General features: G+C 67.8%; 10 protein-coding genes and 1 pseudogene. 4 read left to right on the plus strand and 7 right to left on the minus strand.

Annotated features, from left to right (window positions below; all coding sequences use genetic code 11):
• From ACWELQ_RS19545 to ACWELQ_RS19565, 5 genes and pseudogenes are all read right to left on the minus strand, one after another.
• On the minus strand, window positions 1–208 hold a 208-nt coding region (locus tag ACWELQ_RS19545; RefSeq protein WP_452398465.1), incomplete at its 3' end, for a MerR family transcriptional regulator.
• A pseudogene (locus tag ACWELQ_RS19550) lies at window positions 205–1,513 on the minus strand (class I SAM-dependent methyltransferase). The gene ACWELQ_RS19545 and the pseudogene ACWELQ_RS19550, both read right to left, overlap by 4 nt.
• A complete protein-coding gene (locus tag ACWELQ_RS19555; protein ID WP_452398466.1) occupies window positions 1,510–2,241 on the minus strand; it encodes a DUF1365 domain-containing protein in 732 nt (243 codons plus the stop codon). The pseudogene ACWELQ_RS19550 and the gene ACWELQ_RS19555 overlap by 4 nt, the downstream one beginning before the upstream one ends.
• The gene (locus ACWELQ_RS19560; protein ID WP_452398467.1) at window positions 2,238–3,569 is read right to left on the minus strand and encodes an NAD(P)/FAD-dependent oxidoreductase; all 1,332 of its coding nucleotides are present in this window, start codon (window positions 3,567–3,569) and stop codon (window positions 2,238–2,240) included. The genes ACWELQ_RS19555 and ACWELQ_RS19560 overlap by 4 nt, the downstream gene beginning before the upstream one ends.
• A gap of 48 nt (window positions 3,570–3,617) precedes the next feature.
• The gene (locus ACWELQ_RS19565) at window positions 3,618–4,205 is read right to left on the minus strand and encodes a sigma-70 family RNA polymerase sigma factor (RefSeq protein WP_452398468.1); all 588 of its coding nucleotides are present in this window, start codon (window positions 4,203–4,205) and stop codon (window positions 3,618–3,620) included.
• Window positions 4,206–4,440: 235 nt separating this feature from the next.
• Between ACWELQ_RS19565 and ACWELQ_RS19570 the strand changes: the two genes are divergently transcribed.
• The 3 genes from ACWELQ_RS19570 to ACWELQ_RS19580 all read left to right on the plus strand — a co-directional run bounded on the left by ACWELQ_RS19570 (window position 4,441) and on the right by ACWELQ_RS19580 (window position 7,957).
• Window positions 4,441–5,328, plus strand: a complete 888-nt coding sequence (locus tag ACWELQ_RS19570) for a cyclopropane mycolic acid synthase family methyltransferase (protein ID WP_452398469.1) — start codon at window positions 4,441–4,443, stop codon at window positions 5,326–5,328.
• 604 nt (window positions 5,329–5,932) lie between these two features.
• The gene (locus ACWELQ_RS19575) at window positions 5,933–6,874 is read left to right on the plus strand and encodes a CorA family divalent cation transporter (protein WP_452398470.1); all 942 of its coding nucleotides are present in this window, start codon (window positions 5,933–5,935) and stop codon (window positions 6,872–6,874) included.
• A 63-nt stretch (window positions 6,875–6,937) separates the two neighbouring features.
• Entirely contained in the window at window positions 6,938–7,957 is a 1,020-nt protein-coding gene (locus ACWELQ_RS19580) for a helix-turn-helix domain-containing protein (protein ID WP_452398471.1), read from the plus strand.
• Window positions 7,958–7,983: 26 nt separating this feature from the next.
• Here the strand turns inward: ACWELQ_RS19580 and ACWELQ_RS19585 are convergent, their stop codons facing one another.
• Window positions 7,984–8,385, minus strand: coding sequence for a nitroreductase family deazaflavin-dependent oxidoreductase (locus ACWELQ_RS19585; protein ID WP_452398472.1), 402 nt, complete (start codon window positions 8,383–8,385; stop codon window positions 7,984–7,986).
• A gap of 88 nt (window positions 8,386–8,473) precedes the next feature.
• Here ACWELQ_RS19585 and ACWELQ_RS19590 point away from each other — a divergent pair, with 88 nt between their 5' ends.
• Window positions 8,474–9,052 carry a TetR/AcrR family transcriptional regulator gene (locus ACWELQ_RS19590; RefSeq protein ID WP_452398473.1) on the plus strand — a complete coding sequence of 193 codons (579 nt, stop codon included), beginning with the start codon at window positions 8,474–8,476 and terminating at the stop codon, window positions 9,050–9,052.
• Window positions 9,053–9,130: 78 nt separating this feature from the next.
• Here the strand turns inward: ACWELQ_RS19590 and ACWELQ_RS19595 are convergent.
• Window positions 9,131–13,372 (minus strand): carboxyl transferase domain-containing protein (locus ACWELQ_RS19595; protein ID WP_452398474.1); only part of this gene is annotated, 4,242 nt, incomplete at its 5' end.

Raw genomic sequence — 13,372 nt, forward strand, 5'->3', positions numbered from 1 at the left:
GCACGAGCTCCACCATGCGGGTCACCACCGCGAGATCGGCCTCGGTGTAGTGGCGGTGCCGCCCCGGCCGATGCCGCTGCGGGCCCAGGCCATAGCGCTGATTCCAGCTGCGCAGCGTGGCGAGCGGAACACCCAGCCGACGCGCGACAACCCCGACGGTGAACTCGGTCACCGCCAGCGGATCGGGTCCGGCCGGTGTGGCTGTCACCGTCCGCGCGCTCCCGGCCCGACCGCCGGTCGGGCGAGCACGAGTTGCAGGACATCGAGATAGCCGGATCTGAATCCCGCTTCGGAGTACGCGAGGTACAGCCGCCACATCCGGCGGAAGATCTCATCGAATCCCAGCGCGTCGATTCGGTCGGCGGCACCGGTGAAACGATCGTGCCAGAGGCGCAGCGTCTGCGCGTAATCCTCACCGAACGACAGCCGCTCCTCGATACGCAATCCGGTGTGTGCCGAAAGCAGCTGTGCCAGCAGCCGCTCCGAGGGGAGGAAACCACCGGGGAAGATGTACTTCTGCACCCAGGTGTGGGTGCGGCGCGCGGCGCGCATGCGGTCGTGCGGCATGGTGATGACCTGCAACGCGATCCGCCCGCCCGGCGCCAGCACCCGATCCAGGGTCGCCAGATAGTCCGGCAGGTAATCGAATCCGACGGCCTCGATCATCTCCACCGACACGACGGCGTCGTAGCGCCCATCGACGGATCGGTAGTCGAGCAGCTCGATCGAGACCCGGTCCTCGAACCCCGCGGCGGCCACCCGGTCACGCGCCAACCGCTGTTGTTGTGCGGACAGCGTGATCGACCGGACCGTCGCGCCGCGCCGGGCCGCGCGGATGGCCAATTCTCCCCAGCCGGTGCCGATCTCGAGCACCGAGGTGCCGGGCCCGACCCCCGCGCGATCCAGCAGCCGATCGATCTTACGGTGTTGTGCGGCAGCGAGATCCGACCAGTCGGGAGCGGGCTCGAGCCGTTCGAACAGCGCCGCGGAGTAGGTCATGGTCTCATCCAGGAACATCGCGAAGAAGTCGTTGGAGAGGTCGTAGTGATGCGCGGCGTTACGGCGCGCCCCCGAGTCGGTCGCGCGGGTCTCGCGCGGCTGCCGTGGCAGCACCAGCGCCCGCAGTGCCTGTAGCGGCGCGGGGACCAGCCGGGCGAGATCGTGGGCGAGCACCGTGAGCACCGCGGAAAGATCCGGCGCGCACCATTCCCCGGCCATGTAGGACTCGCCGAAACCGATGAGCCCGGTCGCGGCGATCCGCGCGGTGAAGGCCCGCGGGTCGTGCACCAGCAGGCGCGGTTGCCGCGGGGTCGTGAGCGCCGCCGCCCAGCAGCTGTCCGTCGGGCAGTTCGACCCGAAGCGCGAGCGGGCGCACCGCACGGCGCAGCAGCGCCATGACGATCGGGCCGCCGAGGGTCGCACGCAGGCCGCCGGGCGGGCAGTCCACCACGGTCGCCGGGCCGAAACCGTGCTCGGTCGCCGTGCTTTCGGCCGAGTAGGGGGATGACGTCACGGGAGTGTCTCCTGGAGGACGAACGGATCGCGAGGGATGATCGGCAGGCCACGCGCCCACAATCGCAGGCCCTGCCAGCGGATGAGAGCGGTGATCCGCAGCGTTTCGAAGGGATGGACGAGCAGCACGCGGGCGATGGTCGTCCGGTGGGCCTCGAGCACCCGGCCGACGACGGTGGCCGCGAACACGGTCCGGCCGTCGGGCCGTTCCAGCGTGATCGCCAGCCGCAATCGATCGGCGGGCACGGGCAGGCGCAGTCGGTACCGGCCCGCCACCGGATTGAACGGCGATACGTAGAACTGTTTGGCGACAACGGATTCCGGGTCCGGCGTGACCAGATACCGGTGCCGCTCGCCGTAGGTGTTGTGCACCTCGGCGATCACGCAGCGTAGCTGCCCGTCCGGTGCGTGACACCAGAAGACCGTCAGCGGATCGAAGCCGTAGCCGAGCGCCCGCGCGGACATGAGGCCGGTGACATGCCCGCCCGCACAATCGATCTCGTGCTCGGCGAGCACGGCGTCGACCCGCGCCCGCAGGTCGCTTCCGGAGCCGGAGAGATGATCGGCGGCCCGGAAATATCCCAGCGGACGCAGCGGCAGCGGCAGACGCGGCGGGGCGTCCAGATCGAAATACCAGCTGTAACTGCGGTATTCGAACTCGTGATGCACGGGTGCTCGCCGCACATGGCAGATCCGCGTGAAATAGAGAGCCGGTGCGGGAGCGGTCATCGCACCGCCACCCGTGATACGGGCGATTCCGGCCGAGACTCCCAGCGTCCGCCGATCCGCTCCGCGGCCCGCAACCCCGAGCGTGCGCCATCCTCGTGAAAACCCCAGCCGTGATACGCCCCGGCGAACGCCAGCCGATCACTGTTCAGCGTGGGCAGATAGTGCTGTGCCGCAACGGATTCAGGGGTGTAAAGGGGATGCTCGTAGGTCATCTCGGCGATCACGTGCTCCGGTGCGATGCGGTCGGATCCGCCGAGCGTGACCAGGAACCTCCGGTCGCTCACATGGTCCAGGCCCATCAGGCGGGTGAGGTCGTAGGTCACGATCACCCCGTCGCCCGGCCGCTCGGGGATGAGGTAGTTCCAGGAGGCACGCGCCCGGTGCGCGCGGGGGAGCAGCGACTCATCCGTATGCAGCCGTGCGTGATTCACCGAATACGGCATGGCCCCCAGCACCGACTCGGCCAGCGGACTCGGCGCGGACAGCATCGCCAGCGCCTGCCGCGGATGGGTGGCGATGACGACCGCGTCGAAGCGCCGCACGCCGTCCGCCACCCGCACCAGCACGCCGTCGTCGCGCTCGACGACACCGAGTACCGCAGTCCCGGTGTGTATCTCATCGATCCCGTCCGCGATCTTCTCGACGTAGCGGCCGGAACCGCCCACGACCGTCCGCCAGCTCGGCGAGCCGTACACGCGCAACATCCCGTGGTGGTCGAGAAAGCGAAACAGGTAGTGCGCCGGATACCGGTCGGCGACACTCGGATCGCACGACCACACCGCCGCCACCAGCGGCGTCATGAAGTTGTCCCGGAAATACCGGCTGAAGCGATGCTGCCGCAGGAATTCCGCGAGCGTCACGCCGGAATCGGCCTGCCGCAACAGCTTCCGCGCGGCACGGTGGAATCGCGGCACCTCCGCGAGCATGCCGAGATAGCGTGGCCGGGCCAGTGTGCGGGCGGCCGGGAACAGCCCCGGTAGGCCCTTGGCCCCGGCGTACTCCAGCCCGGTCGCGTCAGCGCGCACCGACATCGACATATCGGTATCGCGCGTGTGCACGCCCAATTCGCGAAACAGCCGTAGCAGTGTCGGATAGGTCCGGTCATTGTGGACGATGAAGCCGGAATCGATCCGCACCCGCTTGCCCGGCGCGAACTCCACCTCGTGGGTGTGCGCGTGGCCGCCGAGCCGATCGTCCTTCTCGTACAGCGTCACCCGGTCCGTCAGTGCCAGCACGTAGGCGGCCGTCAAACCCGCGACGCCACTGCCGATCACCGCGACATCCCGCTCGCCGCGCACATCGCTCCTCGGATGCGGACTCACTCCCATACCGGGCTTTCGACATGCGTCCCGGGACGGTTTGGTCGAGATCTCGGTCTATCGGAGGTCGGCGTCTTCCAGGGAGGCCGACAGCCGGCGCAGCCCATCGCGGACGCGGGTTTTCACGGTCGACGCTCGGGTGCCGAGGTGCAGGGCGATCTCGTCGTAGGTCTGCCCGGCGTAGTAGGCGAGCACGATGCTCTCGCGCTGGCATTGGGTCAGGGCGTCGAGGCAGCGGACGACCTCGCGTTCCTCGAAGTGTTGTTCGACGACCTCCAGCACGGTGTCGTGGTCGCGGTGGATATGGGTCTCGCCGTAGAGCCAATCGCGGCGGGTGGCCGAGCACTCGCTGCGGACCCGGTCCACGGCCCGGCGGTGGGTCAGCATCTTGATCCAGCCCATCGGGCTCGCGATAGTCGCGTCGTAGCGGCCGGCCTGCGACCAGACCTGTAAGAAAACCTCCTGCGCGACGTCCTCGGCGGCCGACCGGTCGTGCAGGATCCAGCCCGCGAAGCCCAGCACCCGCTGATGGGTGAGCCGGTACAGGTCGGTGAAGGCGTCGCGGTCCCCGCGGCCGACCTCGGTGAGCAGGCTGGCCAGGCGGTGGCAGAGTTCGGTTTCGGGGACGCACGCGGACTTCATCATCGCGATCGATCCTTCGTTCGTGCGGGGACGCGGCGGAACGTGGAGCAGCGAGCATCGACAGGGTTTCGTGTGGGCTCGGGGGCGGGTTTGGTTACCGAGTGGTCTAATTTCAGTCGCGCGCACTGATGTGACCCAGATCACTTCTTGTGGACCCATCGCGGGCGGGTAGCGCACCGACTATCCGGTATTCGAGTGCTCGCCGATCGCCACACCCGACACCGGAGGTCCGCAACCCGTGACCCGTCACGCCCCCTTCTTCGACGACATCCAGGCCCACTACGACCTGTCCGACGAGTTCTTCGCGCTGTTCCTCGACCCCTCCCGCACCTACAGCTGCGCCTACTTCGAACGCCCCGACTACACCCTCGAACAGGCCCAGCGGGCGAAGATCGATCTCGCTCTGGGCAAATGCGACCTGCGGCCGGGCATGACACTGCTCGATGTGGGCTGCGGGTGGGGTTCGACCATGCTGCGCGCGCTCGACGCCTACGACGTGAACGTCATCGGCCTGACCTTGAGCCGCAATCAACACGACTACATCCGCGGGCAGCTCGACCGGCGCGCACCCGGGGGCAGGCACGCCGAGGTCCGGTTACAGGGCTGGGAGGAGTTCGACGGACAGGTCGATCGCATCGTCAGCATCGGAGCGTTCGAACACTTCCGCAAGGAGCGCTACCCCGACTTCTTCGACTTCGCATACGCCACGATGCCCGCCGACGGCCGAATGCTGTTGCACACCATCGTGATGTACACACAGGGCGACCTGCACGAGCGCGGCATCAGCTACACCCGCGACGACGTCGAATTTCTGAAATTCATCCGCCGCGACATCTTCCCCAACGGCTGCCTCCCCTTCCCCGCCAGCACCGCCTTCGGCGGCGTCAAGGAATACGCCGAGGCGGGCGGCTTCGAGGTCGAGCGCATCCACGCCCTGCAATCGCACTACGCCCGCACCCTGGATCACTGGGCCGCCGCCCTGCGCGATCACCGGTTGGAAGCGATCGCCTTGTGCGGCATGCAAACCTACGACACCTACCAGCGCTACCTCACCGGCTGCGCCGACCGCTTCCGCTCCGGCCTCATCGACGTCATGCAATTCACCTGCGTCAAACCCCCGGCATGACAATCTCTCCGAGCCTTCCGCGCCGGCTCTTCACATGCCGTGATAAATGAGGATCCCCAGCGCGCAGAGCGGCGCCGCAAGGGTGGCGGCGAGTGATAGCCATGTTCCCCCACGCGCGATGCACTTACGCGTGAGATCGAGTTCGAACATGACATTTCCCCAGTCGGCGAGCAATACGTTTCGAACGGAAATGTAATCGCCATCACACCACCACCGCACCCCCGAATCCTCCAACATCTCAATGGCCGCGCGGCATCGTGTTGGACGAAACCCCCAACCCGCCTGAACCGACCATGGCCACGACATCCGTCGTTCGGCACGATGAAGCCGTCGGGTCAGTGGCACGCCTTGGCATCGACAGCCAACGGCAGGAGGTAGCGTCGTTGCGGCTAACGGGTGGTGGCCCAGTGGGGGCCGGGGCTGTCGGCGCATCGAAGGACTTCTTGGATTGCCGTGCATGAATGCTCGAATCGGGATCGAGTTCGAAAAACACTACAGCGGAATCGGATTCATTCCCCGCTTGATTGTGGGTCATGACAGATTCGGTGACCGATCTATTTCTTCGAGTTGGGAGTTGGTGGCAGGCGGGAGGCACAATGCCCGCATGATCATCGTTGAGGCTGCTTATTCTGGCGGCGAGCTACTTTCTGGTTCTCGGGCGTTCGAGTGGATCGGCGTGCGGGACCTCGACGATGGCGATCTCGTGCGACTGCGTGAGGTGGTGGGGTTGGATTCGGGGCTGCTGGCGAAGGCTCATCGGTCTCTGCAGCGGCCGGGGCTGGAAGTGCACGGTGAGACTGTGGTTGTCGCGATGACCACGGGGCGTTATGACGCGGAGGCTGCGTCCATCGACGCGGTGGACGTATTGCTGGCTGTCGGGCGGGATTTCATCGTCACTGTGAGTGATGGGATCACGCCGGCCTGCCTCGAGCCCGGGGCTGATGCCGATCTCGCGGGTGGGCCGCTTGCTGCGTTCCGGCTCGTTCTCGATCTCGTTCTCGACGACTATGCGACGCTGCTCGATCATCTCGACCGGGAAATCAAAGAGGTCGAGCGAGAAGTGTTCTCCACCAATGGTACGAACCCGGTCGAGCAGATCTATCGACTACGACGGCTGCTCATGGAGTTCGAGCAGACCACTGCCCCGCTCGTCGACGAGCCGCTCGAGCGACTGGTTCGCCGTCGCCTTCCGGCCTGGATCGCGGAAGACCCGTACAGCGCGAATGTCGGTGAAGAGGCGTTGCGCGAAATCGACCGGCAATTCCGCTATCTCGACAACCGGGTCAGCGGCCGCCGCGCACTGCTCGATGGGGTACTCAACGCCAACCTCACCCAGGTCGGCATCCGGCAGAACGAGGATATGCGGAAGATCTCGGCCTGGGTGGCCACGGCCGCGGCCCCCACGCTGGTCGCGGGAATCTACGGGATGAACTTCGAAGGCATGCCCGAGCTTTCGTGGACTTACGGCTATCCTGCCGCGCTCGGGGTCATGGTCACGTTGGCGGCCGGTGTGCAAGCGCTGTTCCGGCGTAAAGGGTGGCTCTGAGCCCGTCGAAGTAGGGGCAGGCGTGTAACAGACCAAAGGGTACGCAACTTGTAGGCTTGGCACATGATCGCAGGCACCATCCCGATGCGCACCGCCGTCGTGCTTCAGGACGCGGCATTGAGAGTCGGTGCCTCGCAGGGCCATGTCGCCAGCGTGTCGAGCGTCCACGAATCCGGTTCCGGTGACGAGCATCTGCGAGTGCCGATCGAGTCGGCCTGGCGGATGTGGGAATTGATCGGCTCGGTCGGTGGTCCGGGAGCGGGATTGTGCGTGTCGGCCACCGCCGAACGCGGAACCCTCGGCGTCTGGGACTACCTGTTCGCCAGCCGGGCGACCCTCGCCGAGAGCCTGCGCACGGTCATGGAATTCCGTTCCGCGGTCACCGATCCCACCGTCGTCTGGGAGGTGCTCGAGGATGATCGGCTGCTCACCGTGCGCGTCGGCGTCGCCGAGGAATCCGACCCGCTGTTCGTTCCGGTCGAGGAATTCGTGCTCTCGCTCATCCTGCACCGCGTCCGTGCGGCGACCGGGCAGCACCTCATCCCCGTCCGGGTCGCGTTCACCCACCGTGTCACGCACCGCTACCCGCACATGATCGAGGAATTCGGAACCAGCTGCATCGATTTCGGCGCGCCGTTCTCCGAGATCACCTTCCTGGACGTGGGCGCGCTGCCCACCGGCGACGACCCGATGCTGGGCGACATGCTCTGCCACTACGCCGAACTTCAACTCGAGGCGTCCCGCCAGGTACCGGATTGGCGGGGCAAACTCCATCACGCGATAGCGGACGCGATGACGCGCGGCGACCTCGGACTCGACACGATCGCCTGCCGTCTGGCGATCAGCCCCCGCACCTTGCAGCGCCGCCTGCGCGAGGTCGACAGCACCTGGCGTGCCGAGGTCGAGCAGGTGCGCCGCGATCAAGTCACCGGCCTCCTGCGCGACACCGAATTGCCGATCCAATCCGTCGCCGCCCGCGCGGGCTACACCGACGCCCGAGCTCTCCGCCGGGCCTTCCATCGCTGGACCGGCCGGACTCCCGGAGAATTCCGCGCCGACCTGCTGGTGAATCACCTCGGATAGTCCTTGTCGCGCTGAAGGTTTCGAAGTCAGGCAGCCTTCGGAACCGCGGACGTGGTAGTCGCCCGCAGGAATTCGGGCACGTTGAGCACGTACCGCAGCATCAGCCGGATCGGCAGCGGCATATCGGCGGCCGTGGGGTCGTGATAGACGCGGGGGTTGGTGAGTTCGACGTGCCGACCGAGGTGCACCAGCTCGAACGACCCCGCGGCCTCGACATTGCGCACCCAATCGGACCTGCTGCCGTAGGTCAGCGCGATGACGAAGTCGTCGCCGCGGCGGAACGCCCACAGCGGAGTCCGGAAGGTGCGACCGGACTTTCGGCCGCGGTGGACCACCAGCGCCCAGCCCGGAAGCCACGGGGCGAGCAGGCGAGTGACCTGGTTGAGGCCGAATTTGTTGGTCTGGGCAACCCAGCGTGGCATCGGCATGAGAGGAAACTCCTCACTTGTGGAATTAATGATTCAACGGTACGTCCGCCGCGTCGAGAAAGTCAACGAGTGTAGAGTTTCCGGCACCATGCCACCCATCGGACGACGACCCGGCCACGCCGACACCCGAGCCGCCCTGCTCGACACCGCGCGCAAACGCTTCGCGGAGACCGGATACGACCGCACCTCGGTCCGCGACATCGCGACCGCGGCCGGGGTGGATCCCGCCCTGATCCGCCACTACTTCGGCAGCAAGGAGGGCTTGTTCCGGGCCACCATGGGCTGGCCGTTCGCGCCCGAGGAGATCGCCGCCCGCATCCTCGACGGTGACCCGGCCGGGATCGGCGACCGGCTGACCCGGGTCTTCCTCGGACTGTGGGACGCGCCGGAATCCCGCGGCCGCCTGGAGGCGATCCTGCGCGGCGCGGCCACCCACGAGGAATCCGCCACGCTGGCACGGCAATTCATCCAAGGGCAGCTGTATCACCTGCTCGCGGCGGCACTCCCGGGCCCCGATCCGGAGCTGCGCATCGACCTGGCGATGGCGCAACTGCTGGGCATCGCCTACCTGCGCTACATCCTGAAGGTCGAGCCCGTCGCCTCCGAGTCGATCGAAGCGCTCGCGGCCCGTCTCGCCCCCACGGTCACCGCCCACCTGCAGGGCTGAGCGCCGAAAGCGCGCTGATCACCGAAAGGGCAACGCCCCGGCAGGATTTCCTGCCGGGGCGTTGCCGATGGAACCGGATCAGCGGGTCAGACCCGCCTCGATCGCCCCGATGATGCGGGGGCGCAGTTCGGCGGTGCTGATGATCGCGTCCACCGAGCCGACCTTGACCGCGCGGTGAATATCGTGCACGCGGTCGAATTCGGCCGCGACCTCACCGAGCTTCTCGGCGCGAACCGAAGAGCGGAGTTCGTCGCGTTCGGCGGTGATGGTCGCGCGGTCGGTACCCGATGCGGCGGCCGCGCGAGTCTCGAAATCACGGACCCGGGGGTCGGCGGCGGTGCGGGCGTTGACTTCCCCGGAGAACACGACCGCGGCGGCGGGCGCGCCACCGAGGACCGAGGCGAAGGAGCCTTCCAGCGCGAGCACCGTCATATTCGGGTTCAGGGCCTTCGAGAAGACCACGAACGCGCCGCCGTGGTAGCGGGAGATGACGCAGAACACGATCGGGCCCTCGAAATTGACGATGGCACGGCCGATTTCGGCGCCGTACTCGAGCTGCGCCTTGCGCATCGACTCCGGGGAGCCGTCGAAGCCGGACAGGTTCGCCAGCACCACCAGCGGGCGATTGCCGCTGGCCGCGTTGATCGCCCGCGCCGCCTTCTTCGACGACTGCGGGAACAACGTACCGGCGGTGTAGGTGTCCGGGCCGTCGGTGGCCGGGAAGCCACGCCGCGGCACGCTGCGCGACTCGATGCCCAACAGGCACACCGGGATTCCACCGAGCCGCGCGTCGAACACGACGGCGGTCTCGGCGTCGGCCATGCCCGCCCAGCGTTCCAGCACCTCGTGGTCCTGGTCGGCCAGCGCCCGCATCACGGTGCGAATGTCGAAGGGCTTCTTGCGATCCGGGTTGTGGGTCGCGGAGAAGATCTCGCCGACGGTGGCGAAATCGCTGCCCTCGATCACGTGCGGGAAATCGGAGACGTCGCGGTCCAGCGGGTCGCCGGAGAGCACCCGCCGCGGGCCGGACTCACCGGGAGCCACATACGTGTAGTCGTAGTGGGCCATCAGGATGTCCCGCGCGGCAAGCAGATTCGGCGCCCAGTACTGCGCCTGGCCGTTGGGGCCCATGACGCGGTCGTAGCCGCCGATGCCGAAGTTGTCCTCGGCGGAGACCGCGCCGGAGAAGTCCAGCGCCTGCTTACCGGTCAGCACCATCGCCGACTCCGGCGTCATGATCAGCACGCCCTTGGTGTGCATGAGCATGGTCGCCTCGGCGTTCCAGTACGGCTGCGCACCGACATTGATGCCGTTGACCACGATATTGATCTCGCCGCCGGCCTGGGTGAACTCGACGATCCGCTTGAGTGCGGCCGCCACCCAGTCCATGTTCTCGGTGCCGGACTGCATCGAGATGCGCGCGCCCGAGGACAGCGCGTACCACTCCAGCGGGACCTGCAACTGCTCGGCCAGGTCCAGCGCCGCGATCACCCGGCGGCACTCCGGTTCCGACAGCGCGCCAAGGGATTTGGTCGGATCGCCGAGCAGCGCCACACGCTTGATCCCGGCCGGATGCTGGGCGGTCGCCGTGGTGACCACACCGGCCACCAGGGCGGCCTTGTTGGTGCCCTTGGGGCGATCCACCGGGACCAGCGCGTTCTTCTCGTCGAGGTCGTATTCGGCGAAATCACCGAGCAGACCCGTCAATTCGTACGGGTAGACGGTATTGCGGCTACCGGCCCGCAGCACCTTCTGCCGGTACTCGTCGAGCGGCTCGACCGGATCATCGGTCCGCTCATCGACACTCACGATGATGGAACCGGTGGTGTCGAACGAGATCCGCACCGCGATCTTGGTCAGTTCCTCGGTCTCCGGATCGCGCTGCCGCGCGATGAGCAGGATCTCCTCGAGCCCCGCGCCCTGGGTCATCGGCAGCACGTGCCCGCCGATCACCTTCTCCAACTCGGTGCGGGTGACGTCGACCACCGGCCAGATGTACATGACGATCCGGTTGGTGTTGAACCGCTTGGCCGACGGCCGCTGCGCCTGCGCGCGCCGCAACGAGTCGAGGCAGGTGGCGATGGTGCTCTCCGCGCTCGGCAGCACCAGCAACCGGCCGTCCTGCTCGCGCAGCGCGGCCAGGTCACGCACCTGCGCGAACGCGATGAGCCGGTCGTCGTTCGGGTTCTCCTTGGCGACCGCGCGGAACAGGTACACCTCTTCGTCGTCCGAGGACGGCAAACGGGTGAGGTCGAACTTGCGCAGCCGACGCATCTGCATGCGCTGCGCGATGTAGGGGTGCAGGCCGCGGATGAGCCGTTCCTCGGTCATGCCGGTGGTCGCGGGTCGGAAGGTGAAGTGGTGGTGCATGACCGCACCGCCGCTGCCCGCCACCGTGCACGTGATCCGATGCACCTGATCCGGAAGCGGGTGCGCGACCAGGGTTTCCTGCAGCGCGACCGCCATCGCCTCGAAGTTCTCGGGCTGCTTCTCCCAGCTGAGGTAGATGTCGGCCTCGACCGACGCGGCGCCCTGCGCCACCTGCCCCAGACCACGTACCACGGCCTCGAGCTCGTCGAAACTCACCGCGGCCGACACCAGATTCACGCCCCGGCGCTCCGCGACGACGAAGGTGTGCCCGCCCGCCGCCTCGGTGCGCACGTTCGCGAGGTCCTTGTTGCCGTAGTAGCGGCGGGTCAGCACCTCCAGCATGGCGGTGTTGTCCGCGGCCCCGCGCACCAGCCGCTGCCCGAGCAGCCGCACCAGCGGTTCGGTGGCGCGCACCATGTCCGCGATGCGCTCGGTGCGGTCGGCGGTATCCGGTTGCGTGTCAAGGAAACTCAGGTGCTTGCGCACGGAGGTGTACACGCGGGCGCGGTTGCGACGCAGCAGCGGATGCGCGTACCAGGCGTACGCCACACCACGCGCCAGATCGGCGAGACCCGGGAAACGCACCTGGGTCGCGGTCACCAGGCGTTCCAGCGCCAGGCCGACCGGCTCCCGCAGCGCCCGATCGGGTCCCGGCTCGGCCAGCCACTCGCGCAGCAGCGCGGTGATGACGGTGGCGGTATCGGCGGGACGCTGCTGGGCCAGGAAGATCCGGAAGACCGCGGACTCGAGGTCGGGGGAGCGGTCCAGCTCGGTGACGCCGTAGTGCGCGAGCGCGGTGGCGAGCTTGGCGCGGTAGGACTCCGGCAGCCCGGCCCGTTCGACGTCGAGGCTCTGCAGATAGCCGTGGAAGAACTCGCGGGCGCTGTGCACATGGCCCTGCACGCCCTCGTCATCCCACGACCGGTTGTGGCTGAGCTCGGTGAGATCGGCGAAGACCTGCACGAGTTCGATCTCTTCGGCGAGCGGCCTGCGGTTGTCCTCGATCGCGCCGCGGCGCACGGCCAGGTAGTCCTCGAGCACCCGCTGTTCCTCGTGCGGGTCCACATCGAAGCCCAGCAGCATGCTGCGCAGGTCCTGCAGGCTGCGGGTCAGGGCCTCCTGATGGCGGATCGGCGCGAGCACGCCGGGCAGATCCAGCTCGACCGCACCGGTCACCGCGGTGTCGTCGGCCTCCTCGTCGTCGCTCAGCGGCTCCAGCCGCAGCAGCGGCGCGCCCGTCTCGACCTGGGAGCCGACCGAGACCGCGCACTCCTTCAACCGGGCCCGGAACGGCGCGCGCAGCACCGTTTCCATCTTCATGCTCTCCAGCACCAGCACCGGAGCGCCCGCCTCGACCTCGTCGCCGACCGCGAGCGGGGTGGCGACCACCAGCGCGGGGGCGGGGGAGCGCACGACGCCGCCCTCGTCACGGCTGATGCGGTGGGTCACGCCTTCGACGTCGACCAGGTGCACGGGGCCGTGGGTGTCGGTGATGACGCGGAATCGGCTGCCGTTCACCACGATCTGCCCGGTGTGGCTGTCGAAACGTTCGAGATCCACGTCGGCGGCACGCATTTCGCCGCCCGCCTCGATGCCGATGCGGAAGCGGTGCGCGCCGATGCGGGCGACCCGCACCCGGTAGCTGACGCCGCGCAGCTTCAGCTCGTGCGGACGACCGCTCTTGTGCTGCACCTGCGGACGGCCACCGGCCGCGGTGGACAGCAGCCGCTCGCGCTCGGCCTGCTCCTCTTCCTCGTAGGCGTCGATGGCGGCCAGCGCCACCGCGATCGCCGAATGACGGTGCGAGACCAGCCGGCCCTGCGCGCGGACCCGGTCGATCCAGCCGGTGTCGGCGCTGCCGTCGATCACCTGACGCCTTGCCGGACAGCCGACTTCGCGCGGCAATGTGGGCGTGCGCTCGAAACTCGGTGTGGTGCAGGTGGGTTTCCG

It is taken from the genome of Nocardia sp. NPDC004722 (assembly GCF_053601505.1).